The following is a 22,806-nucleotide window of genomic DNA, read 5'->3' on the forward strand; positions in this document are numbered from 1 at the left end:
AGCCGATACAGCGCCGCCGCCGAGCCTTCATCGAGGCAAGCGGGGCTCTTCGATCGGCTAGACGATGATGATGAAGGTGGGCGCTTCTGCTAGGCGAACGAACGATCGGCTGCTGCGGCTGGAAACTCGGCCTTGAAGCCCGCCGTGTTGACGGACAAGCTCATCGACGAAGACATCGATCGACCGGACGGGATTGTCCTCCCCAAATGGTCATCCAGATTATATCCACCAACAAAATAGTTGATCGTCATCCGGGGTAAGTCTCCCGGAACCGGGGAAGTCTCAGAGTCCGGCGTGATCCGCCTTGTCGGGAGCCGCGGCGTGCCGCTGCCAAGGCCAACGGCCCTCGATTTCGATTTGAAGCGAGAAGCTTAGGAACGTGCGGATCACAATGATCAGCGCGAGGATGCCAAGCCGGTCGAACGATGGCACGATTGCGACCATCCCGATGATATCGGCGGCAATCAGGAATTCCAAGCCCAGCAAAATGCCACGGCCGAGGATGGCGCGATAGGAACCAAACGCGGCGACGAATTCCCCATGCCGCAGTTCGCCGAACGACCATGCGGTCGCAACGACGACGCCGCAGATGATCACCACCACCCCAAGCAGCTCGACGATCGAAGCCGTCCAATGAAGCCCGTGCAATATGGCGCGTTGAGTCTGCTCCGCGAACATCGCTTCCGAGGTGATCATCCTTGCCTCACCACATGCCTCCGAATTGAGAACCCGACTTCATCCTCCGACCTGGCTTATGGCTCGCCGCCGACTGCACGTTGCGTCATTTTTGCGCCGGAAGACAAGCTCTTGTCGATATCCTTCGACCAGGTTCGATAGTAAGCAATGATCGTAATGATCCACAGGCCCGCGACGCCGACCACGAGCTGCGCCAGAACCCCCTCTGAACCGTACTCCAACACAAAATGCGCGATAAACGACAGGAATAGGCCGACGCAAAAGACGGGCAGTGACTGCTGACCGCATCTGATGAGCGGCTTGAAGATCGGCCACTTCAGGCCCGGCCAGTCGATCGGAATGAGCGAAACTACGATGAACACCAGGCTCGCCAAATGGATCACGCGATAGGGAGCGAGATTGGTCTTGTCGTTCGGAATGAACGCTCTGGCAATGATCTCAGGAACGAACCGCTGCAATTCGGGAATGCGTTCTGCCAGAGTAACGGCAAGAGCGAACAGAACGAAGGCGGTACTCAGGACATAGAGAATGCGATTTTGCAGGATTGCCCGACTTGCCGCAGCGCCGCCGAGGGCGAGCCAGGCTCCGAACACAAAGACCAACTGCCAGGCAAACGGATTGAAGTACCAGACTCCGGCGGGATACGACGCAAAATTCCAGCTATAATGACGAGCGGCGAGATACAAGCCGATTGATCCGATCATCACCGCATTGCGCCATCGCATCATGAACCAAAGGACAATCGGGAACGCAGCCATCAACACGATATAGAGAGGTAGAACGTCGAGATTGAGCGGCTTGAACTTGAGCACCAGGCCTTGAGCGAGGGTCTCGACGGGAAAGTTCATCAGGGGCGCAACGTTGAATTGATCCATGAGATGCGGATCATCGAACCTATGAGCAAGGTAATGGACCGCAGTAAGGTATATGAGGAACAGCAGCAAATGGGCGACATAGAGCTGCCAGACTCGGCGCAACAGTCTCGTCGCGCCGATCACAAAGCCGTGCTCCATCATCATCTTGCCGAAAACGAAAGTCGCCGTGTAGCCGGAGATTAGCACGAAAAGATCGGCCCCATCGCTGAAACCGTAGTTTCGCGTCGTGAACCAGACAAGCACCGTATCCGGAATATGCCCCAAAAAAATCAGCCAATTCGCAAGACCACGAAACAGATCCAAGCGGACGTCGCGCTGTGACTTCGGCAGCACAGATCGAACGGTGATGGTTTCCCAAACCCGCTGCCGCACAAAAACGGCAATCTGCAGAGTCCAGCCGGGCGCGCGGCCAGTGGTCTCGTCAGCCAATGTTGCTTCCTCCATTTCTGATGACGTCTTTCTGCGTCGTCGACGGAGACGACCCGATTCGCATCTTACGACTGATCGCCATGCCGGCAACTATCAAGGTATGCAGTCGAACTGAGCGAGGGCGGTTCAATGGCATCGAGCGGTCGGTGAGGAAGTGAAAGGCCTCCGGGAATCGAACGGTGATGTAGGCGTAGGCCAAATATTTGAAGATCTTGCCGGCGACAATGGCGACAAAGACGTCCGGTATCGGCAGCCGATAGATTCCGGCCACAGCGAGCATCGGCAGCTTGGGGATCGGGAGCGGCACGGCCATCAGTCCGAATATCGCGAACAGGCCATATTGCGACAGCCAATCGGCCGCCTGCAACCAGGCTCGCGATCCGGCAAGTTCGGGGTAGCGCTCAATCAAGATGTTCCAGCCAATATGATGAAAGGCGAGATAGAAGCCGAGGGACGCGATGGCGCTCGCGACGGCCGCGATGGACGCACTCACGATCCAGCGGCGCCGGCAGGCCAAAGAGGCGACGACGACCAACCCCTCTACAGGGACGGTCATCGAAAGAGTTGAGAGGAACGCCGCCAATCCGACCAGAGGAACAAACGAACTGCGCTCGGCCTGCGTGAGAATCATCCGGATGATCTTGTGCGTGGTCGCGTGAACAATCATTCGGCCTCCATCACCAAAAATCAGGCGCGGCTCGGGTACGTTTTCTGACAGCTCGCCGCAGCGGAGGCATGAAGCGTGTTAGTCCCTGGTTGTGAATTTGGTGAACTTCTCTTCTGCCGGTCGTTATGGACCGGCGATCAACGCGGTCATCGGCTGATATATTCCAGTCTGATGGCTGCTGAGCTTGATTTACATCAAAATTCAGAGGCCAAACGTGGTCTTACGCTCGGGTCCGAATACTCGATTCTGATACGACCAACGGCCATCACAACAGCGGCGGTTCGAAGACAACTGCCCGCCACATGGGACCGAAACAAACGAATGCGGTTTTCTGCAGCGGCTTTGCACATGGGAGCCGCTACAGGCCCCAAGCACTCGGTATCTTTCATCACGGCTGAGAACGCCGCCTCAATCTTCGGCCGGATCATTGCTGAGCCGTCTTTGTCAGCCCGATCGGCATTTGAGTGCCGATTCCCCAGCGCATTCGACGCTACCCCCTAAAAAGCGAATTTAGACACATCAAAAGCTGACAGCCCGGATGCCTTGTCCGGGCTGTCAGGAAAGCACACAAACGATTACTTGGAGCCGGAGGGCGGCGCCGCGTTCGGATTCGCCGGCGCGGTGGTACCGGTCGTCGCCGAATTCGAATCGCTCGTTGTGCCGCCCATCCGGCCATGCTCTTTCATCATTTCCTTGCCCATTTTGCTGTGCTCCGTTCCCTCGTGCATCATGCGCTGGCCCATGCCCGGACCCGGCTGGGCGGGGGTGGTTTGCTGAGCAGGTGCGCTTTGTTGAGTCTGGGTATCCGGCGCCTGCTGTTGTGCCGAAGCTGCTCCCGAGAACCCTAAGGTAAGGGCAAAGCCTAAGGCTGCCGCAAAGCGTTTTTGATCGATCGTCCTCATCATGTTCTCCATATGGTTTCGCAACCAGTTGTGATGACTAGCTAGCTTGAGGAGGCTACTGCGATTGACCGACGGCAATTTGACTAATCTCAAAGAACTGAAGGTTCCACACCACATGGCGAAGAAAGAGAGCACGGGCTCGAAGAGCCGGTCGGGCAGCAGCAGCCACCACTATGGTGGTGGACCCAAGACCGATGTGCCGCATCACATGGGGCCCAAGAAAGAGCGGTGATTGCACTGTGGTGATCCGGCACCCTGAATTGCTGGTCACCCCTCCGGGGTGCCGATCCCGATAGATGCGGCTTCAAGGACATGCTCAGTTCGAGAATCATACGAACGACCAACGTCAGTTCAGCGTTGCCTCCTGGCATTGCTCAGGTACGACACAGGTCCATCCCAATTCCTTCGTGATTCGGCTCTGCAGAGCATGCGCGGCGCGCAGCTCACCGTGGGTGATAAAGGTTCGACTCGGAGCGATCCGTCCACTCTTAAGCCATCCGAGCATTTCGTCGGCGTCGGCGTGAGCGGACAGGGCGTCGATGTTGCGAACATCGGCGACGATCGGGACATCCTGGCCGTGGATCCGAATGGTTCTGGCACCTGAAATCATCGCCGCCCCCCGTGTGCCCTCGGCCTGATACCCGGCGAAGAGAACCGTGTTCTTCGGGTCCGGCGCGAAGCGTCGCAAATGGTGGAGCACGCGCCCGCCGGTTGCCATGCCGCTGGCGGAAATGATGACCTTTGGAACAGGACTATCGCTCAAACGCTTCGAGTCTTCGACTGAGCGGATATAGGTCGCAACGGCGCACGCTCTCTTGCACTCATCGTAGGAGAGCTTTTGATCGGTCTTGAATTTGCAGAATATCTCGCTGGCATCGACTGCCATCGGGCTATCGAGAAAGATCGGGACATTGCTTAGGCCGCCGGCCAATTTGATGCGTTCAAAATAGTAGAGCAGCGCCTGAGCACGGCCAACGGCAAATGCTGGAATGACGACTGTGCCACCGCGTTTCGTCGTCGCGCCGACGACTTCTTCTATCGCGCGTTGAGGATCGACTTTAGGGTGTGAGCGATCGCCATAGGTCGATTCGACGATCAGATAATCTCCTTTTACCAACGGTTCGGGCTCGAACATGATGGGATCATCGTGCCGGCCCAAGTCGCCTGAGAATGCGACCGACGTTCGCTCCCACTCAAGTTCGACCGAGGCGGCTCCGAGGATGTGACCGGCACGCCGAAGTACCAGGTTTCCACCGCCAGGTAACTCGCAGTCAGCATGGAAGGATATCGGCCTTAGCAGGCGTAAGGCCGCTTCCGCGTCCTTCACCGTGTAAAGCGGAAGAGCAGGCTTTTGTCTGGAGAACCCGCGCTTACTGGCATATTTCGCATCCTGCTCTTGCAGATGCCCGGAGTCTCGCAGCAGCACCTCGCAAAGGGCGGCCGTCGCCTCGGAGCATAGGATCATTCCATTAAATCCCTGCTTGACCAGCAGAGGGAGCGCGCCGGAATGATCAAGGTGGGCATGGGTCAGGACAACAGCCGAGATGCCGGCAGGCTCTACCGCGAATCTCTTCCAGTTCATCTCTCGAAGAGTGCGGCCTCCCTGAAAGAGGCCGCAGTCGATGAGAAGCCGATGAGATATTGATTCAAGAAGATATTTTGAGCCTGTAACCGTTCCGGCCCCGCCGAGAAAAGACAACTTCAGGCCCATTCCGTCCCCCTTTAAGTCATTAGTTTGGTGCTCTGACTGATCCGACGCGTTGTTCATGCTTCCGGCCGCACCAGCGGCCAGACCAATCTCAGTACACGTCAGAGGCGGTGCGCCCCCTAACGGCTTAAGGAGAATAGGAGGGACTTTCGTAGGCTTATTGATCCAGCGCAACAACCCTCTCGACAGGAAGAATAATGAAATCCGCAACTTGTGAAGCGGGTGCTGTAATGGACGACCAGCCGGGAACGCCCACGGAAACCTTGCCGCTCTCGAACACCGAGCAGACGCGCTCACGCGCGTATTCCCTGGCGGCACTCGATCAAGACTTCCTGCTTGGCGACTCCATGCGTGGCGTGCGGTTCATGCTGGAATACGAAAAGGCGGAGGAGTTTCTGAGGTCGTGGGGTGTACGGTCGACCATCGTGGTCTTTGGATCGGCACGTGTTCGAGAGAACGGGCCGTCACGGCACGCAAGATGGTACAGAGAAGCACGCTCGTTCGCGCGCTTGGCTTCCGAACGTGGAGGCGCTCTGACCTCGAACGATGGCGTCCGCGACAACGTCATTGCGACCGGAGGCGGTCCGGGGATTATGGAGGCCGCAAACCGAGGAGCAACCGAAGCGGGAGCGCCTTCCATCGGCTTCAATATCACCCTGCCGCAGGAGCAGCAGCCCAATCCTTATTCCACGCCGGAACTCACGTTTCAGTTTCATTATTTCGCAATGCGAAAGATGCACTTGGCCATGCGCGCAAATGCGCTTGTCGCATTCCCGGGAGGATTTGGCACGTTTGACGAACTATTCGAAATCCTGACCTTGAGGCAGACGAAAAAGTCGCCAGCCATCCCAATCGTGCTGTTCGACGAGCAATATTGGCGCTCTGCCGTCAATTTTGAAGCGTTAATTGAGAGCGGCACGATCGACAGATCGGAATGCGATCTTTTCCGCTTCGCCGAAACAGCGGAAGATATATGGTCGAAGCTGCTTTCTTGCGGACTTGGCGTGCCGGGTCTTTCCTGTAAGGCCTCGCATTTTAGTCATGTCAAAGCCTCGGATTCCGCCCTTCGGCAAACCCTCGGCGGCAGTTCAGTCGCCTCATCACGCGGGCCTTCATCGTGACCAGCTTCCCGTTCTTGACGGCGGTTCAACCCTACCCTCATGCCGCTTTCGCGGCTGAAATGCCTTTCCGAAACGTCACATTAATGCGGGTGGTCGATCGTCGATGTGAGATGCTACTATCTGCCACATCCTTGAAGAGCATCCACGTGACCATCGCAGCCGCCACACTTGGAGGTCGCCGTCCGTGCAGCCCGTGCACTCTCCGCGCTTCTTCTGGCGTACGTGGCACCAGTGCGCTGCACTTCTTCGATAGATATCGAAGAGAGGGAAAACGTGTTCATGCGCGTGGAGAAGCGTGTTTACTTGCCGCTGCTCCACTTTGCAGTCCAGGGCAAAACGGTCTTCGAGGCGGTCCATGAAGATGCTCAGACGCGCTTGCGTTCGGTCGCTGATGAAGACGCTCGTCGCGTCGCTCGGCTTCGTGCCGATGGCGCTCACGACTGGCGCTGGCGGCGAAGTTCAGCGGCCTCTCGCGATCGTCGTCATCGGGGGCATCATCTCGTCGACCATGCTGACGCCGATGGTGCTGCGGACGCTCTATGTGCTGCTCCGGAAGAACGCCTCCGTTCCCGCCGGCGTCGAGGAGAGCCTGCCGTGAGCGGCCGCAGTGCTCCCTTGTCCGTCGGGCTCGGAATGCGTCTCGCCCTTGGCCTTGACGTGGGCGAACCTGCCGCGCGCGGCAGCCTGGAAAGCATGAACCCCTTGGCAACCGAGCACGTCGGCGGGCTACCGGCCGATATCCGCCGCGCCGTTACCGCGCGCGAGCGTGCCTGCGGCAACGCGGCGGCTGCCGGTCACTACTTTTCGACGTCGACTGTGGCCGGAGGTCGGCTGCTCAGGTCCCTCCACTTCCAGGAGTTCGCCTGTACCAATCGTGCGGCCGTTTGCAACGCGGACGGCTGCCTTCACGAAATCTACGTGGAAGCGAACCGCCGCTATCGCCCGGTGTTCAGCACCTACGCTCGGGATCTGAAGATGGGCTCCGACGGCGGAGCGCTGGTGATCGAAGTGTTCGGCGGGCGATCGAGCGGATCGTATCGGTGGAACGGCGGGAGGTTCGTGCCGCGGTCACCAAGAACTCGCGGTGAAAGGAACCGGCGTGCAGGAGACCGGCGAACGGCATGACTGCCTCGCGGAACGGATGTGCGGATGTGCTAAGGAGTCCAAATGTCTTCTTTCCCGATCGCTGCCCCCTCTTATTTGTCCGATGAATGTTTGTTTTCTGGCTAAACGAGGCACGTTGCAATGTTTGTTCAAGGCGGTAGAGGTAGATGATCGGCGATAGACGAGCAGAACGGCCTCATGCGGCGCATGATCGCGAGGCGAGTGCTGACGAAGCGCTTGAAGCCGCCCGCAAGATGCCACCCGGTCCAGAACGAAATATAGCCTTGAAGAAGGCCGGACAGCTTCGCAACGAGGCGAATGCACACGGCCGACGTCTTGCGAGGCACGTTGGGCCACCTCATTTAGGTTCAAAAAAAGTTCGACTCGCTCCGAAAACGCCGTTTCTTAGGATAAGCCCCGGGAATAACTCGCTTGAGAACTCGAAGAGGAGACCGAATGCTTGCGAAGCGAGGTGTACCCGCCGCGTCGAATGAGACGTCCGAGCCTGCGCTAGAATTCTCGACGGCAATCTGTCGAACGAATCTTTCGCCGCTTGATTGAATTACAAGGCAGACAATGATCTTCGGGTCATGTTGATGCACGCATCTTGGATGTAGCGCGCTTTACTCCTACTGCGTCACGGACGTCGCCATCTGCTGGATGCTGCGCCGGCGCCGCAGCATGGACATCGCGGTAAGGTTTTGATCAGTGCGCGGATTAATCGGGCGCGCATGGTTGCGATCGAGTTCGGGACGTGGCGTTCAGGCCGCGCGGGCGGAGCCTCTGGGTCGATAATCGTCGGGTAAGGGAGGTACCGGGACTGGCGCGGCGGAACGAGGTCCTGAGGGGGGAATCGTCGCCTGCTCGGCGATCAGGAAGCCGTAGGCTGCGATGCACAGAGTTGCGTGGTGATGGAAGCCTCGCCAGCCGCGACCCTCGTAGTGACCGAGCCCGACCTCTTGCTTGAGTTCCTGATAGTCACGCTCGATGCGCCAACGCAGCTTGGCGAGATCAACGAGCCGCTCGAAGCTGATGGTCTCCGACAGCGTGGCAAGCCAGTATTTGGTGGGCTCTGCTTCACCCTCTGGCCATTCGATCAGCAGCCATTCCGGCGACAGCTTCTCGGGGATCAGCTTGTTGTATCCGACACGGACGCGCACACGTGCAAAGCGCGAGGATAGCCGGTCGGCCGAGCCTTCCCGCCACGTCACCGTGCGCCAGGCCTGCTTCGGTAGAGCAAGCATCACTTCCTTGGCCGAAACCAGATCGGGTTCGTCGCGTCGGCCGGTATTGTTCAGCGGCCTGTCCTTGCGCCGCGGGCCGGTGCCGGGTCGCCACATCAATGTGTTCGGCAAGATGCTGGCCACGTAGAGCACGCCCAAGGCCGTCATGCCCGCGCGTAGCCGCGAGTCGTTGCCGTAGGCCGTGTCCATCAATCCGACGCCGCGCGGCAAGCCGGCTTCGCAAGCCCAGCGTATCTGCTCCAGCGCGATCTCCGGTTTGGTCCGGAACTTGATCTCCTTCGGAACGCCCGCCTTCTTCCGGCGCGCACGATCCTTCGCCCAGGTTTCCGGCAGATACAGCCGATAAGCCACCGGAAGACTGGCGGCATGGTTGGCGATCGATAGAGACACTGCCACCTGGCAGTTGGCCTGCTTGCCGAGCTGACCGCAATATTGGTGGTGAACGCCGACCGAATGCTTGCCTTGCTTGGGGAATGACGTGTCGTCGATGATCCACGCCTCGATCGGCCCGCTCCTCTCAACCGCGGGCAGCACGATCTCGCGGACCTTGGCAAGCACGTCAGCGTCCGGCCAGGTCGCGTTACCAACAAAATGCAGCAGTGATTGGTGCTGGGCTGCCGTCCGCGCCGGGGCCGTGCGCGCCGCCATCGGCTCGACGCTCTTGCGTTCACCCGGCAGCATCAAGCCGGTGCAATAGTCACGCAGTGGCCTCATCCGCACTGCCTGACCGATCACACTTCCAAGCCCCGCTACATACGCCGTAAACCGTGCCTCGCTGCCTTCACCCTGATTGAGATCCATCTGGCCCTCCGCATGCCAAACTGTGAATCTCTTCAAATATTTGATTCTCCGCCCCCGTGGGCGCGACCGAATGACTCAGTAAGATTACTCGATCAAGCAATGGTCCAACACTTATTCGAGGAGGCCTGCCAGGCATGACGGACGCTCACGCGGCCGCCCAGCCGCATCAAAGTGAGATTGCGACAATCGAGAGGATAAGATCCGATCAGCGACTGAACACCATTCGCGCAGACACCGGTCCGCGGTCTTTGGTGCTGTAGCAATGAACTGCCGGACCATTTCAGGTCGGCGGGCCTGCTCGCTGCATTTCGATGAACGGCGGCGACTTTGCGGACTGATCTTCCTCAGCCTGTTGCGTTCGCGACAGCCCTTCCATAAAGGCCGCAATACTGCCGGGCCGATCGGTCCCATCCGAAGCGGCGCTGCATCGCGGCACGGCGCATCGTTTTCAGCTTTTGGGGCGACGCATAAATGTCCACTGCCCGATAGAGCGCACCCAACATTTCGGCGAGCGAAGTCTCCTCAAACAGGAAGCCTGTCACGCCGTCTTCCACCGTGTCAGCCAATCCGCCAGTCTTTGACGCAACCGGCAGTGTCCCGAAACTCTGCGCATACATCTGGCTCAGGCCGCACGGCTCGAAGCGGGAGGGCATCAACAGGAAATCGCTTCCTGCAAACATTTGACGAGCTTCGCCTTCTTCAAAGCCAATCCTGACCCCGACATTGCCCGGATGCCGTACCGCAAGCTCCTGCAACGCCATTTCAAAACGCGCTTCTCCGCGGCCCGTGATGACAAGCTGTCCTCCCTCACGCAGAATGGTCTCGGTTGCCTGGATGGTGAGATCGATGCCCTTCTGATGGACCAGACGTGACACCACCGCAAACAACGGACCGCGGGAAACCGCGAGCCCGAACGCTTGGCGAACGTGCTCCGCATTGGAAGGCTTGCCAGCCCAGTCGCGGTTAACGAAAGGACCCACAGGATGCTGGCTCGTGGGGAGGCCGTGAGGGCCCCAGGTTTCGTCGATCCCATTAAGGATGCCGGTCAGCCGTCCCTGACTCGACCGCACTCGCAGAAGTCCGTCAAGGCCGCATCCAAGCTCGGGCGTTGTAATCTCCTGTGCATAGGTCGAGCTGACCGTCGTCACATGCGAAGCGTAGTAAATGCCGGCCTTTAGGAAAGACAGCTTGCCGTAAAATTCCACGCCATCGATCTGGAATGAAGCCTCGGGAATCCCCAGTGCCGGCAACCGCGCGGCCCCGAAGAGACCTTGGTAGGCGAGATTGTGAATGGTGAGGATCGTCGGCGTAGAAATGCCGCGCCAATTGAGAAAGGCTGCCGCGAGAGCCGAGGGCCAATCGTTGAGGTGCAGGAGATCGGGCCGCCAGGACAGGTCGCCCAGGCCACCCGTAAGCTCCGCCGCCGCGAGACCGAGCCGGGCAAAGCGAACATCGTTGTCAGGCCAGTCCACACCTGAAGCGTCACCGTAAGGTGACCCGTCCCGATCATAGAGCTCAGGGCAGAGAATAACGTAAACCACGAGCCCATCCGGCATTTCTAGCCGGCCGAGATCGCAAGCCGGCAGACCTGACTCGGCAGGTAGACGGGCCACGACAGAGAGTTCTTTGTGCCGCGCGAGAACCTCGCGATAGCCAGGCAACAGAACTCTGACGTCGTGGTACCCGCGCAAGGCCCGCGGAAGGGCTGAAGAGACATCGCCGAGTCCTCCAACTTTGACGAAATCGGCCATTTCGGAAGTGACGTAAAGAATCTTCGATTGTTCAGAGTTTGCCGCCCCCGACGATTGTTCGTCCCGCCCGAACCCGTTCCGGGAGACGACGGTCAGCTTGGCAATTTTCGGATATGCATGAGGCTGTGGAGATTGATGCATCGGCACACTCGCTACGATTTAGCCCCTGAAATGAAAGCGCTGCTGACTAGCTCCGGCAATCGAGGTGATTTGACCATCCAGGGGCAAAAGCCTCCTGTCAGAATTTACAGCATATTGGCAGCTGGGAGTCGTTGCGGTAGATCAATAAATCAGCATTCAAAGCGATATTATGCTTCGTGGTAGTCTTTGGCGCGCCGCGTCTGAAGCGCGCAAGGTGTTCGCCCCGGAATGAGATACATGTGCCAAGCCTCCATTTTGCTACTGGCGTCAGGTGAGCGGAAGTTCGGGCGCTGATCATCCTAATTCTGCAGGATGCATTGAAAGACGCCTAACTGGCCGAATTCTTACGGTCTAAAGTTACGAGCGGCGTGGGGCACTTGAATTGATGCAAAGACTTGATCTGCATCAAGCCTGCGGGCGAGAATCCGAGCTATCATTGTATTGCAAGGAGAATTATCATGAATCTAATCCGATCGACTGAGCCGCCCCGTCTCCGCTGTTGGCCCGCATTAGCTGCAGCCTGTCTGGTTTCGTCACTGGTGATGATCAATTCCGGCGCGCTGGCCGCGCAATCATTGAAAACCGCCATGATGGACGACATGAAAGAGATGGGTTCGATGGGGCCCGCCGCCCAACCCAATCCCATGCCGGGCATGGGCGCCACGTCCGGCAACCCGTCCGCCGGAATGGGTGGCAGCCCGCTTGGTGGCATGGAAAGCGGCTGCTGCATGGGATCGATGGGGCAGTCGCCCGGTGCCGGCTCGGCTGCCGCTTCCGGGATGTCGATGCAAACCAACCTTCCTGGTTTTCCCGGCGCGTCCCATATCTATCACGTCGGTGCGACCGGTTTCTATCTGGAGTATGCGGATAAACTCGGCCTCTCGACTGAGCAGAGGACAAGCCTTAACGACATAAAGCAAAGGGCCTTGGTCGAGCAGTCGAACCAACAGCGCAAGATTGACGAAGCGGAACAGGCGCTGTGGCTCTTGACCGCGGCAGAGCAGCCAGATGCGGTTGCGATCGAGGCAAAGGTAAGGGAAATCGAAAAAGTGAATGCGGACCAGAGATTATCTTTCATTCGATCCGTCGGCGACGCAGCAAAGAGCCTTACGGCCGATCAGCGAAAAGTGGTGTTGGGCTTGGCACCCATGCCTGGCGCAGGTGCCTCGTCCACCTCAGCTCCGCCCAAGCAGATGAATATGGGAAAATAGCAACCCGATCTGGGCCTACGCGAGTTGGTCGTGAGGCTCCTTTTGTAGCGTCTTGATCGAGCAGCGGGTCGAAGCCAGTGAGGACCTCGTCGATCATTCATCGCCCACTGGGACGTCGCAGTCACCGACAAGAGGCTCGGCGTCGTGATGGCTTAGCGAACAAGGCCTTCGCCGATCATGGCGAGGCCGGCGTCGTCCTCGCACTCGACCGCGGCGACTGCGAAGCGGTCCTTGCCCGCTTCGCTCGCGCTCGCCTGCAAGATGAGGGGTGCCGCATCCTTCGTTAAGTCCTGGAACGATCTGATGAACGCTGTCGCCGCCGAGGGCAGCAAGATGCCGGAAGTGAGCTGAGGCACCGCCACGGAAGGACCAGCCAACGCCCAATCCGTCTTACGGACGCTGCCAGCTTGGACATGGCTGCAAAGGCGCTACCAGGAAATCGAGATCCTGCACCTGCGTCAGCTCCTTGCCGAGGACGCCCAGCGCGGCGAGCGGTCCAATTCCAAGAACCGAAGAACCGGCGAGACGCTGCGGCGTCTGTTGCAGCTCGCCGAGCAAGCGAGGGCTACGCCAGTACATCGATGCCATGTTTCGCGCCGACCAAGGCCGTGATCGACGAGGGTTGCCGCTCCAAGTTCTGTCCGCCGCTTCTCGACGCTGAATTTCCATGCAGACGGAACGAAGCCTCTATATAGAGTTCGCCGTTTATGATGTAAAAATGTTGTGGTCGACCGGAGGAAGGCCCGCCTTGGGCTCGACCAGGATCAATCCATACCTGCCGTTGGCAATATCCGCGGCAACCATTGGTGTCGCGCGCAGTAAACGTAGAGGCCGGGAACTAGAGCCTTGAAAAGGTCATGGAGTATTCGTCGCCAGGATCGACCTCCAGAGCGTCGGCGCCGCGGCCGGGTCGGTTGTGGCAGGGACGTAGTGCCTCCGCGAGCCGGCCTTCTTGGTTCGACCGCGACTTGGTTCGACCGTGAATAAATCGAGCCTGACGGCCGGATGTTTCGAGGTTGATCACCTCGGAGACTACGCCAGCTTCAATTCCAATCATTCCAGCGACGGCACCTCGGCCCCTCTCCTCAGCCAATCCGAGCCATATCAATAGGTCGAACAATTTGAGTGAGGAGAGTCGCGTCTCTCATCAACGTTGCACGGTCGGCTGCGGCGATCCGATCTGTTCGAACACTCGCACGGAACGATCGCGACCCGCGTCCGGTGCACGGCTCCTCTCCTGGCTCTAAGCCGGATGATGCCTGCGATATAGACGGAATTATGCGTTCGCTCTTCGAGTCGATTTTCATACCCATTCGATCACGTATTCCAGAACTAATTGATCCAGATCAACGATGATCAAAACTCTTGGAATATCGTTTTCAGTGGCTCAGCCGAATGACCAGGCTCCCGATATCACAGAGTACAGCCTTTTCGTTAGAGCGGATTGGATAACGATTGGGCCTCGGAGCAGCGGCATGGGCCTCACAAATGATCGCATACAAGGGCGGCAAGAGTTTTCCGGCGCAGCGGTGAAGCGCTGCGGAGTCTACAATAAACCTGAGTACGTTCAATGACCATGGATGATCGAAGATCGATCTGTCGGCGGAGAAGGCTAAGTGGGCACGTTTTGGCCATCAGGAAGACGATCTTGGCACAAGTCGGGCCAGTTGCCGGATCGGGCCGATATCTCCTCGCATTTGTGTTGTGCGTTTCGGGCACAATTGCCAACGGATCACTTGTCGCCCAGACTTCTGTGCGGCAACCGCACCCATTTTCGACTGCAGCAGTCGTTTACGAATGGCACTACTCGTGCCCTCACCGTAATCCGGACGGCACCTGTCGATTTTCTATTCTGGCAGCGAGTTATTCCGGGAATAATGTGGCACATGTGCAGATCGTTCTCGCGTTCCAATCGGTGGGGTCAGGGGAGATACCGTTTTATTATTTTTGGATCACTTACATGGCCAAAGAGAAGACTGACTTGGTGATGTTACAGTCGAACGCTGGTGTTTCGTTTGTCGCGCAAGGCATGACGTTGGACGCGAATACGGGGCCGGTCAGGTCTGAGGCTGATCAAAAGTAGTCTAATATTGTCACGGAAATGATGTCGAAGTCGTAATTCTGGTTGGCGGATGGAGGCGTTCAATGCTCACGCTTAGATTCTTACTGATCGCTCCGCTTGTATTCGCTTCCTCGGTCCTTGCGCAGGGCACGCAGGGCATCAACGCGAACCAGCCACACAACGGCGTCGTTGGCTCCGGGTCTGCTGCTTCGCGCACGACGGTAGCAACGCAGCCCAGCAAAAATCCGTTTTTGAATCCGATCGGCCAGGGCGTTCCTCCGGCTGCTTCCGCAGGCGGCGCCCACAACAGCAATCTCACCAATGTCCCGCGCTAAGATCAGGGGACGCGTGCTGGATGCCGGTGGGACCAAGTCCGTCCGCGTTTGCATGTAGAGCCATCCAAGCATGACGACCAATGCAGCTGTAGCGAGATAGAAACGAAATCGTTGTCGCCGTTTAAGAAGCCTAATTGCTTGAATAGAGACGCAGTCTTGTAACTATGATTGGAGGAAGTCGAGATGAAATCCGTCAAATCTGCCTTATTCGCTTCCTTGTTGATGGTTGCACCGATAACAATGGTAAGCGCACAGGAGGCTTCTTTCGCCATTCCGCAATCCATTCGTCTGCAACACGACCAGATTGTCTCCCGCCTATCTTCCTACTCGAAGCACGAAAACCCGGTCGGGGCCACTGCGTCAAAAGCATTGGCTGCCCTGAATGCACATTACGCCAAGGAGGAAGCGTTTGTACTGCCTCCTCTGGGCCTGCTGCCGCGCATAGCAAATGGCGATCTCTCGAAGGATATGGAACCGGCTATTACGATGGCCAGCCGCACGCGTGCTGCGATGCCAGAACTTGAGAACGAGCACGTTCAGATCACGTCCCTGATGAATGACCTGATCGAAGCCGGAACGAAAACTCATGATGACGAGCTGGTGCGTCTCGCGACGCGAGTAGCCGCTCAAAGCCTAAATCACATCGAAGTTTTGGTGCCGACAACAATCATGATTGGCGACTATCTGCGGCAACTCTCCACCGTTACGCACTCAAAGTGAGGCGGGGTAGAGTCCCTCCTGCCCCAATGGTATGCCCCCGTCCGTGATGCTGCACCGGCTCAAAAGGACAATCCCGACGGGGGGCTGGGTCTTCCCGGCCGGAGAGGGCGGGACGGGAAGAGGCTAACCAACCTGCCTTCCGAACCGACGATACATAGCGCCTAGCCGTCAAAGTTGCGGTTGCCTGCTAAATGAGGCAACGCGCAGCCTGGTCGTCCTTGCGATTGCTTTCAACTCATAGCTTCATGTTGACCATTCCACGGCAATCCTGCGCGCAGTCGCGACATGTCGCAGCGCAACGCGCCATCCGATCGTCACCGGCGATCGCTTCGCAATCCTCGGCGCAGGCCTCACATAATTGGGCACATGCTCCGCAAATAACCCCGTGCTGCGGCGAAAAGCGGAGCAAGGAATTAGCTGTGGTCTGACACATTTCCGCGCAATCGAGCAGGAGGGCCATATGCGCCGCCGTTACATGACTTCCTCCCATTTCGGTACAGTACCGTGCGGTCTCGATGCACACACGATGGGATTTGAGGCACACTTCTATGCAACCTTCCCGCGTCATGGTAATCGCCGACATTCCCGGCATGGCAGACGAAGTGGGATCTGATCCTTGGGCTAATACCGTCCCTCCGACGGTACTGACTGCGGCAAGGACCGTGGACGATCCGAGAAGCTGGCGACGGTCCAACATGTTATTCTTATTTCCCTTCATCAGTGTACCAGTCATGCTATATTGAAGCGAGATAGTGAGCTTGACCTACATCAATTTTTGACCTCCGCGACTAGTCCGTCGATCCGAATGCCGCAATTCTGGTCTTGCAAGCCGCGCAAGAATTATCAAAATGGACGGTAGCCGTCTGGGGCGGATTCTACGCTCATGGCTACTTCAATCGGTTACAGCCGACTCCCGACAGTTTAGGGAGTCCATCATTGAGAGCGACTGCGCTGGTCAATGGTCGGGCAGGCTATCGCGCCGAGGTCGTCATGCTCGTCCACTCTCAAACGGCCGGAGGCGCGCTCCGCGATACGACGCGAGAGGCGCTGATGTGACCGAACAAGTGCGCCTTCAACCCCTTTCGATCCGCGCAAGGTTTGCCCTGCTCCTCGGAATATTCGCGGTCGCCGTCGGCTATGGCATTGTGATGCCGATCTTGCCCTTCGTCATCGAGCGTCTCGCGATGACTGCGGACGCCACGACCCTTTCGCGGCATACAGGATTCCTGGCGGGGGTCTATGCGCTCGCTATTTTTCTGTTCGCGCCGGCTTGGGGCAGGGTTTCGGACCAGCGCGGACGGCGCCCGGTCATCGTCACGGGATTGGTCGGTTTTGCAATCACGTTGGGTATCTTCGTGCTCGCGGACAGCCTGCCGTTGCTCTACGTGGGACGCTTTCTCGCCGGTCTGTTCGCGGCGGCGGTCGCGCCAGCGGCCTATGCCCTCGTTTGCGATCACGCGCCCTCCGATGAGTGGCGGGCGCACCGTTTTGCCTTGATCAACGTCGCAGGCGCGGCTGGGTCATTTGCTGGGCCGACGGTAGGCGGCATGATTCTGCAGGCACGCTTTGCCGAGGCAATTGCTGGGAGGTTCACTTCGCCCGTTGTCGCGGCGGTGAGTGTTGCGTTGGCGGCAGCGTTGGCGATACAAGGCTTGGTGCCTGCGACAGCGCAGAGAAAAGATAGTGAAATGGCCTTTGCGGCATCTGCACCGGGTGATCGCGAGCTCGTGCTACGTCTATGCGGCCTTATGTTTGTCACGACCGCCGCGGTCAGCGCGTTCGACGTCGGGCTGCTGTTGCGAGGCAAACAGGTTCTTCGCATGGATGCCTGGCAACTAGGCGCGATGTTCGCCGAGTGCGGTTTGGTGATGCTGTTTGTTCAAGCAATTGTGTTTTCGCCGCTAATCAAACCACAAACAACGCGCTGGTTTTTGACCCCCGGCCTGATTGCTTTAACCGCAGGCCTCATCGCGATCCCGTTGGCCAGCAGCTATGTGCTTACCTCCGTCGGGATTGCAGTCGTTGCTGCAGGCGCCGGCCTCGTGTATCCAATTGTGACGTATTGGGTGCCTCTCGGGTCCAACGGTACCCGAGGAGCCGATCTCGGCCGCGTAACGGCGGCTGCGAGCCTCGGGCAGGCACTCGGCTCGACTGCCGGCGGACTGCTGTTCGATGCATTGATCCTGCCAAATGCAGTCTTCAGTTCCGCTGCACTGATGGCACTGGCGGGCGCGGGTGCCAGCATTGGCCTGCCGCGCCTGTTGATGCCCCGTGATCGCATTGTCCGATCGAACATCCGGGCAGGTTCAGAAAATCAAAAGGATGGTGCTTAAACGAATGGCCAAATAGCGCGTGATTTGCGTTCAACGGATTTCGTAATTTGCCCATAAGAAATTCGAGCTCCGCTGGTACCGAAGTTCGACTTGAATGGCGAGTACAGCACGAAATAGACCCGTGCGCTTAGCGTGCAAACTTAGCCGATTCCACTAAGCGAACCCGGGAAAGGTCGTTTGTACACATAAAAAATGAGACCGTCATGTCGACGCGACCTAGACTAAAAATTCGCTGACTGCAATATCGCCCGGCGGCGACCGATAACGTTCAATGCTGGCGGAAATTGACTACGGTAGCGGCTCCGGCGATATTGGCCACTTCGATGTCGAGCTGGTAGCCCGGTTTAAGTGTGGCAAGCAACGCCGAGTCATTGACGGCGAGGGTCATTGTCATCGCGGGCATGCGGATGCTCTTGACTGCCACATGAGAGACCTCGATTCTCTGAGCGAGAACGTTTATCTTCTTCACTTGGGCGCTGACCCAAGCAGTCTGCAGGGAGTTTGGTTGAAGAACTCGTCGGGCCGCCAACATGCGGGCAGTGTGCTCGGGAGTTCCGTACTTTGAAGGCGCACTGTTCGACGCACCGGCCTCCGCGCGGTTGGATACCAGAAATTCCGCAGATATGATCGAAAGTGTCGCGACTATTGCAATAAAGCCCTTGAACATTGACCCCTCAGATCTGGCTTCGAACGACGCTTAAACTAGCGGTGCAACTGCTGCACGCGTAGCTTCTGTTAACGCCCACACAAGTTAGCGATGCACGACATTCAAAGTCGAGTAATTTTGGCGCTACATTTCATAGCAATAAAAGAGCTAAAACCAAAAAATTGCAGCTTCTTGCTTACACATTCATCAATTCGATGCTCGACTCTGGAGTCAGAGTTCGAACAGGGCTATTTTGGAGCTAGTTAATAATGTATTGTTACTTGGCTTCGTTGAAGATCCATCAGCGGATGGCCGAAGATGCGCTCCTAACCGATGGCTGGACACGTGACTTCTGCAGCTGAGGCAATGATCCGTGCGCTGTTCGCTGAGATCCTCGCGAAATTGGAGAGCCTGCTCGCGACCGGAGAAACGAATCGCATCGACCTAAGACGATTGCCACTGCCCGCTGATGGTCTTCATAAGATTCGGGACTTTCTCGGGGAAGGCGAAGTCCATGCGACGGTACGCGGCGTAGGCTCGTGCATTTTCCAAGAAACGCGCACGTACGGCGTATGGTGGATGACCCAACGCAACACCGCGGGCGACGTCATCGGCGAGTTCATCGAGGTCGCACGGGTCCCCGAGCTGTTGAAGTCTGGGGATGTCGAGATACGCGACTCCGTCGAAGACCTACGAATGCGGCTTGCAACGGTGGGAGTTCACGGCTCGATCTAATAATAACATAAGCCGCGCCTCAGCAAATTCGCGGCAGAGGATCGGCTTCGAGTTCCTCGATCAACCGCTCCCCGCCGATCTCCGTCTCCAGTACGACGTATGGTTCCTCGCAGCCGACCGTGCCGATCTCCACGGCGTCCGGCGATTGTCCGGGACCTCGCATGGCCGCCAACGCGGCGGGCGCCGAGGCAGGATCAACCACGGCAACGACGCGGCCTTCACTCGCAAGATACAACGGGTTGTAACCGAGCATTTCGCATACCGCTCGTACTTGATCGCGGATCGGGATAGCCGGCTCGGACAATCGGATGCCCATACCCGTGTGCCGAACGATCTCATGCGCCACGGTCGCCAATCCGCCGCGGGTCGGATCACGCATGAAACGTAGTCCGGGCACGTCGACAAGCGCGCGCGTCACCGGCAACACGCTTGCCGAGTCCGAGACGAGATCGCCGCGGAGCCCGAATTGGCCGCGAGCCAAAAGGACGGCGGTGCCGTGATCTCCCACCGGTCCGCTTACCAAGATGTGGTCGCCGGCTGCAATCCGCCCCAGACCGAGATCAAGACCGGCGCGGCGGAGTCCGACCCCCGACGTTGCCAGATAAACCCCGCCGCCCTCGCCTCTCCGGACCACTTTGGTGTCGCCTGCGACGACCTTGACGCCGGCCTCCGTGGCCGCCGCGGCCATGGATGCGGTCAGCCGATCCAGCAGGCCCAGATCGAGCCCCTCTTCGAGGAAGCAGTTAAGCGTTAGATACAACGGTTCCGCTCCGGACACCGCGAGGTCGTTTACAGTGCCATGCACCGCCAAGCTTCCGATGTTGCCCCCGGGAAATTCCAGCGGGTCGACTGTGAACCCGTCCGTGGTGATCATCGGCGTGGCGCCTGTCGGCAAAGGCGGCAAAGCCGCGGCGTCGGCATCGGTATCGAGCAGCGCATTCCCCAAGTGGCGGACGAACAACTCCTCGATCAACTGGCGCATCCGCCGTCCGCCATTGCCGTGGGCCAATGACACGCGGCCATCAGACGAGGCGAAGTCGCCTTTTCCCTGCGAGTTCATGTGCCCGCACTCCTGGCCGCGAACTCGACCGCCTGTCCAAAACTGAGGCCGCCGTCGTTCGGCGGCACGCGTTCGTGGAGCAGTATCTCGAAACCATCACACTTCAGCAAGGCGACCGCGCGCTCCGTAAGCAGCCGATTCTGAAACACGCCGCCGGTCAGACCCACCGAATTTGTGCCGTCCACGGAGCGCCGATATCTCGCGTCGGCCAGGATTGTGGCGGCCAGAGCCGCGTGAAACGCCGCCGCGCGGCGGCTGACGGGCACCTCCGCCTCCAGCAATAGCGGCACGAGCGGTGTCCAATCCATGATGCGGAGATCGCCAGCCTCAAGCACCGGAAGCGGCGAGGCGTCTGGCAGGCTACCGGCGATGCTTTCGACCAACGCCGGAGCATGCCCGTCATAGCTCACCGCCTCTGCGAGGCCGAGCAGCGCCGCGGCCGCATCGAACAATCGACCCACGGCGCTCGTTTCAAGCGTGCCGGACTTCGTCTCCCACACACGACGGACGTCGACAAATTCGGGCCGGTGGTTGCCCCAGTCGATGCCGGCTTCCCAGCAAACCGAACAGGCGCTGCGCCATGGCTCGAGGGCGACGCGATCACCACCAACCAAGCGGATCGGACGGATTGTCCCGACGCGCCGCCAGCGACCGGGAGATCCCATCAGCGTCTCGCCGCCCCATGACGTTCCGTCCTGACCGAATCCCAAACCGTCCCATGCAAACACCAGCATCGGCGCCTCTCTGCCGTGCTCCCCTGCCAGCGCAGACGCGTGCGCAAGGTGATGCTGGATCGCCGCAGACTTCAGGCGTTGCCGAGATGTCCACCGAGTACTGGTGAAATCGGGATGGGCATCGTGAACGATGTGTCGCGCGACGGTGCCATAGAGCGATTGAAGGCCGTTCGCGGCCTGCTCAAAGACGCGCAAGGAGCGCATGTTGCCCATATCCCCAATATGGGGGGAGATCACGATCCGATCGCCGAACGCCAAAGCGACCGTTGTCTTCAACTGGCCGCCGCACGCCAAGATGGGTTCGGGCAACAGATATGGAGTCTTGATCGTCAGGGGTGCCGTTCCCCGTCCGAGCCGCAGGGACTTCATTTGTCCGGCGATGACCTGCACGACTGGATCGTCTGCGGGGCGTTCGATTGCTCGGTCATGATGCAGAAAGCCGTCGCAGCAGCGGGCCAGCCGACGTTCAACGTCCGCCGCATCCGTGAGCACTGGCTCACCGCTGATATTGGCGCTGGTGGCGACCACCGGTTTTTCAAACGCGTCGAGCAGTAAGTGATGCAACGGACTGTATGGCAGCATCAGGCCCACATACGCCATTCCTGAGGCCACAGCGGGCGCAAGAGGCGACTCCGGACGCTTGCGGACGAGGACGATCGGACGGGAGGGATCAAGCAGCGCAGCTTCTTCGACCACGTCAATTGCCGCCAGACGTCGCCATGCGAGCTTATCGTCCGTCGGCACCATGACGGCAAACGGCTTGTGCGGTCTATTTTTGGATTGCCGCAGTCGAGCCACCGCACTCTCGCGCGTAGCGTCACACAGGAGGTGATAGCCACCGATTCCCTTTACGGCCACCGTCAAGCCGCGCCGCAAAAGATCGACAGCCGCGGCCAGAGCATCGTCGTTTTCGACCGCGAGGTCGCCGTCTGCGGCGACGAACCGCAAGCGCGGCCCACAATCCGGACAGGCGATTGGCTCGGCGTGGAACCGGCGGTCATTAGGGTCGGCGTACTCCCCGCGGCAGCGCCGACACAACGCGAAATCCGCCATCGTGGTGTTCGCGCGATCATAGGGAAGCTTGCGAATGATAGTATAACGTGGGCCGCACTGCGTGCAATTTGCAAAGGGATAACGGTATCTACGAGCGGTGGGATCATGAATCTCTGCAAGACAATCTTCGCAAATCGATTGATCTGGCGCGAGCTCGACCGCGCTGAGTCCTCCACTTCCACTTTCGACAATTAAGAAATCGTCGAACTCGTCGGTATAAGTCGGAACGATTGATTCAATCTGTGGCCTTGCGAATGCCGGAGCCTTGGCAATCAGATCCATGGCGAATTGATCTAGGCTACCCCGGTCGCCGCGCACGAGAATCTGAACGTGGCCTGAGTAGTTACGGACCCATCCGGCAAGCCCCAACTGCTTAGCCAAACGCTGGACAAATGGCCTGAAGCCAACGCCCTGAACACGTCCGACAACCTCGATGCTGCGGCCTTCCAAAGCCGCAATTTGGGAAGCCTCAGGCACG

General features: G+C 58.6%; 21 protein-coding genes and 1 pseudogene. 9 read left to right on the top strand and 13 right to left on the bottom strand.

Annotation, left to right across the window (positions count from 1 at the left end; translation table 11 throughout):
* Nucleotides 1-89: 89 nt before the first annotated feature.
* From BBTA_RS41055 to BBTA_RS37430, 5 genes are all read right to left on the bottom strand, one after another.
* A complete protein-coding gene (locus tag BBTA_RS41055) occupies nucleotides 90-251 on the bottom strand; it encodes a hypothetical protein (protein WP_168167962.1) in 162 nt (53 codons plus the stop codon).
* A 31-nt stretch (nucleotides 252-282) separates the two neighbouring features.
* Complete coding sequence (locus BBTA_RS37415; protein WP_011931000.1) at nucleotides 283-696, bottom strand: DUF1622 domain-containing protein; 414 nt, start codon at nucleotides 694-696, stop codon at nucleotides 283-285.
* 56 nt (nucleotides 697-752) lie between these two features.
* Nucleotides 753-2,000: an OpgC domain-containing protein gene (locus tag BBTA_RS37420; protein ID WP_011931001.1), complete on the bottom strand. Its 1,248-nt coding sequence runs from the start codon at nucleotides 1,998-2,000 to the stop codon at nucleotides 753-755.
* Nucleotides 1,993-2,667, bottom strand: a complete 675-nt coding sequence (locus BBTA_RS37425; protein ID WP_011931002.1) for a hypothetical protein — start codon at nucleotides 2,665-2,667, stop codon at nucleotides 1,993-1,995. The genes BBTA_RS37420 and BBTA_RS37425 overlap by 8 nt, the downstream gene beginning before the upstream one ends.
* 575 nt (nucleotides 2,668-3,242) lie before the next feature.
* Complete coding sequence (locus BBTA_RS37430) at nucleotides 3,243-3,569, bottom strand: hypothetical protein (RefSeq protein ID WP_148221670.1); 327 nt, start codon at nucleotides 3,567-3,569, stop codon at nucleotides 3,243-3,245.
* A 64-nt stretch (nucleotides 3,570-3,633) separates the two neighbouring features.
* On the opposite strand from BBTA_RS37430, the gene BBTA_RS41060 reads away from it, so the two are divergent.
* Nucleotides 3,634-3,801: a hypothetical protein gene (locus tag BBTA_RS41060; protein WP_168167961.1), complete on the top strand. Its 168-nt coding sequence runs from the start codon at nucleotides 3,634-3,636 to the stop codon at nucleotides 3,799-3,801.
* Nucleotides 3,802-3,915: 114 nt separating this feature from the next.
* On the opposite strand, the gene BBTA_RS37435 is transcribed toward BBTA_RS41060, so the two are convergent.
* A complete protein-coding gene (locus BBTA_RS37435; RefSeq protein ID WP_011931004.1) occupies nucleotides 3,916-5,280 on the bottom strand; it encodes an MBL fold metallo-hydrolase in 1,365 nt (454 codons plus the stop codon).
* Nucleotides 5,281-5,507: 227 nt separating this feature from the next.
* On the opposite strand from BBTA_RS37435, the gene BBTA_RS37440 reads away from it, so the two are divergent.
* The 3 genes and pseudogenes from BBTA_RS37440 (at nucleotide 5,508) to BBTA_RS39555 (ending at nucleotide 7,523) form a co-directional block, all read left to right on the top strand.
* Nucleotides 5,508-6,398: a TIGR00730 family Rossman fold protein gene (locus BBTA_RS37440; protein WP_011931005.1), complete on the top strand. Its 891-nt coding sequence runs from the start codon at nucleotides 5,508-5,510 to the stop codon at nucleotides 6,396-6,398.
* 339 nt (nucleotides 6,399-6,737) lie between these two features.
* Nucleotides 6,738-6,996, top strand: a pseudogene (locus tag BBTA_RS41190) (efflux RND transporter permease subunit); the annotation flags it as partial.
* Nucleotides 6,993-7,523, top strand: coding sequence for a hypothetical protein (locus BBTA_RS39555; RefSeq protein ID WP_201767774.1), 531 nt, complete (start codon nucleotides 6,993-6,995; stop codon nucleotides 7,521-7,523). The pseudogene BBTA_RS41190 and the gene BBTA_RS39555, both read left to right, overlap by 4 nt.
* Nucleotides 7,524-8,263: 740 nt before the next feature.
* Here the strand turns inward: BBTA_RS39555 and BBTA_RS37450 are convergent.
* Both BBTA_RS37450 and glgA read right to left on the bottom strand, forming a co-directional pair.
* Complete coding sequence (locus BBTA_RS37450; protein WP_011931007.1) at nucleotides 8,264-9,547, bottom strand: IS701 family transposase; 1,284 nt, start codon at nucleotides 9,545-9,547, stop codon at nucleotides 8,264-8,266.
* A 344-nt stretch (nucleotides 9,548-9,891) separates the two neighbouring features.
* Nucleotides 9,892-11,439 carry a glycogen synthase GlgA gene (gene glgA / locus BBTA_RS37455; RefSeq protein ID WP_011931008.1) on the bottom strand — a complete coding sequence of 516 codons (1,548 nt, stop codon included), beginning with the start codon at nucleotides 11,437-11,439 and terminating at the stop codon, nucleotides 9,892-9,894.
* 542 nt (nucleotides 11,440-11,981) lie between these two features.
* Here glgA and BBTA_RS41565 point away from each other — a divergent pair.
* The gene (locus tag BBTA_RS41565; protein ID WP_049795538.1) at nucleotides 11,982-12,650 is read left to right on the top strand and encodes a Spy/CpxP family protein refolding chaperone; all 669 of its coding nucleotides are present in this window, start codon (nucleotides 11,982-11,984) and stop codon (nucleotides 12,648-12,650) included.
* 152 nt (nucleotides 12,651-12,802) lie between these two features.
* On the opposite strand, the gene BBTA_RS37465 is transcribed toward BBTA_RS41565, so the two are convergent.
* Together BBTA_RS37465 and BBTA_RS41070 are read right to left on the bottom strand one after the other, a co-directional pair.
* Nucleotides 12,803-13,012: a hypothetical protein gene (locus BBTA_RS37465; protein WP_041751818.1), complete on the bottom strand. Its 210-nt coding sequence runs from the start codon at nucleotides 13,010-13,012 to the stop codon at nucleotides 12,803-12,805.
* 28 nt (nucleotides 13,013-13,040) lie between these two features.
* Nucleotides 13,041-13,208, bottom strand: a complete 168-nt coding sequence (locus BBTA_RS41070; RefSeq protein WP_168167963.1) for a hypothetical protein — start codon at nucleotides 13,206-13,208, stop codon at nucleotides 13,041-13,043.
* A gap of 1,587 nt (nucleotides 13,209-14,795) precedes the next feature.
* Here BBTA_RS41070 and BBTA_RS39570 point away from each other — a divergent pair.
* From BBTA_RS39570 to BBTA_RS37480, 3 genes are all read left to right on the top strand, one after another.
* On the top strand, nucleotides 14,796-15,047 hold the full coding sequence (locus tag BBTA_RS39570; protein WP_011931012.1) for a hypothetical protein: 252 nt from the start codon (nucleotides 14,796-14,798) through the stop codon (nucleotides 15,045-15,047).
* A gap of 183 nt (nucleotides 15,048-15,230) precedes the next feature.
* Nucleotides 15,231-15,767 carry a hypothetical protein gene (locus BBTA_RS37475; protein WP_011931013.1) on the top strand — a complete coding sequence of 179 codons (537 nt, stop codon included), beginning with the start codon at nucleotides 15,231-15,233 and terminating at the stop codon, nucleotides 15,765-15,767.
* 1,052 nt (nucleotides 15,768-16,819) lie between these two features.
* Nucleotides 16,820-18,100: an MFS transporter gene (locus BBTA_RS37480; RefSeq protein ID WP_011931016.1), complete on the top strand. Its 1,281-nt coding sequence runs from the start codon at nucleotides 16,820-16,822 to the stop codon at nucleotides 18,098-18,100.
* 268 nt (nucleotides 18,101-18,368) lie between these two features.
* Here BBTA_RS37480 and BBTA_RS37485 read toward each other — a convergent pair whose 3' ends face one another.
* A complete protein-coding gene (locus BBTA_RS37485) occupies nucleotides 18,369-18,767 on the bottom strand; it encodes a copper-binding protein (RefSeq protein WP_011931017.1) in 399 nt (132 codons plus the stop codon).
* Nucleotides 18,768-19,112: 345 nt separating this feature from the next.
* Between BBTA_RS37485 and BBTA_RS37490 the strand changes: the two genes are divergently transcribed.
* On the top strand, nucleotides 19,113-19,481 hold the full coding sequence (locus tag BBTA_RS37490; protein ID WP_049795539.1) for a hydrogenase expression/formation C-terminal domain-containing protein: 369 nt from the start codon (nucleotides 19,113-19,115) through the stop codon (nucleotides 19,479-19,481).
* Nucleotides 19,482-19,500: 19 nt separating this feature from the next.
* Here BBTA_RS37490 and hypE read toward each other — a convergent pair whose 3' ends face one another.
* On the bottom strand, nucleotides 19,501-20,541 hold the full coding sequence (hypE, locus tag BBTA_RS37495) for a hydrogenase expression/formation protein HypE (RefSeq protein WP_011931019.1): 1,041 nt from the start codon (nucleotides 20,539-20,541) through the stop codon (nucleotides 19,501-19,503).
* Nucleotides 20,538-22,805 (bottom strand): carbamoyltransferase HypF, encoded by a 2,268-nt coding sequence (gene hypF, locus BBTA_RS37500; RefSeq protein WP_011931020.1) that lies wholly within the window; start codon nucleotides 22,803-22,805, stop codon nucleotides 20,538-20,540. Before hypF ends, hypE begins: the two co-directional genes overlap by 4 nt.
* Nucleotide 22,806 lies beyond the last annotated feature (1 nt).

Source organism: Bradyrhizobium sp. BTAi1 (genome assembly GCF_000015165.1).
In the GTDB taxonomy this organism is placed as follows: Bacteria; Pseudomonadota; Alphaproteobacteria; order Rhizobiales; family Xanthobacteraceae; genus Bradyrhizobium; species Bradyrhizobium denitrificans.

Excerpts from the sequence above, each read along its gene's own strand:
- glgA (WP_011931008.1), bottom strand. The coding sequence starts at position 11,439 with ATGCATCAATCTCCACAGCCTCATGCATATCCGAAAATTGCCAAGCTG.
- BBTA_RS37440 (WP_011931005.1), top strand. The coding sequence starts at position 5,508 with ATGGACGACCAGCCGGGAACGCCCACGGAAACCTTGCCGCTCTCGAAC.
- BBTA_RS37435 (WP_011931004.1), bottom strand. The coding sequence starts at position 5,280 with ATGGGCCTGAAGTTGTCTTTTCTCGGCGGGGCCGGAACGGTTACAGGC.
- BBTA_RS37485 (WP_011931017.1), bottom strand. The coding sequence starts at position 18,767 with ATGTTCAAGGGCTTTATTGCAATAGTCGCGACACTTTCGATCATATCT.
- BBTA_RS37490 (WP_049795539.1), top strand. The coding sequence starts at position 19,113 with ATGATCCGTGCGCTGTTCGCTGAGATCCTCGCGAAATTGGAGAGCCTG.
- BBTA_RS37415 (WP_011931000.1), bottom strand. The coding sequence starts at position 696 with ATGATCACCTCGGAAGCGATGTTCGCGGAGCAGACTCAACGCGCCATA.
- BBTA_RS41055 (WP_168167962.1), bottom strand. The coding sequence starts at position 251 with ATGACGATCAACTATTTTGTTGGTGGATATAATCTGGATGACCATTTG.
- BBTA_RS37425 (WP_011931002.1), bottom strand. The coding sequence starts at position 2,667 with ATGATTGTTCACGCGACCACGCACAAGATCATCCGGATGATTCTCACG.
- BBTA_RS37450 (WP_011931007.1), bottom strand. The coding sequence starts at position 9,547 with ATGGATCTCAATCAGGGTGAAGGCAGCGAGGCACGGTTTACGGCGTAT.
- BBTA_RS39570 (WP_011931012.1), top strand. The coding sequence starts at position 14,796 with ATGCTCACGCTTAGATTCTTACTGATCGCTCCGCTTGTATTCGCTTCC.
- BBTA_RS41565 (WP_049795538.1), top strand. The coding sequence starts at position 11,982 with ATGATCAATTCCGGCGCGCTGGCCGCGCAATCATTGAAAACCGCCATG.
- BBTA_RS37430 (WP_148221670.1), bottom strand. The coding sequence starts at position 3,569 with ATGAGGACGATCGATCAAAAACGCTTTGCGGCAGCCTTAGGCTTTGCC.
- hypE (WP_011931019.1), bottom strand. The coding sequence starts at position 20,541 with ATGAACTCGCAGGGAAAAGGCGACTTCGCCTCGTCTGATGGCCGCGTG.
- BBTA_RS37475 (WP_011931013.1), top strand. The coding sequence starts at position 15,231 with ATGAAATCCGTCAAATCTGCCTTATTCGCTTCCTTGTTGATGGTTGCA.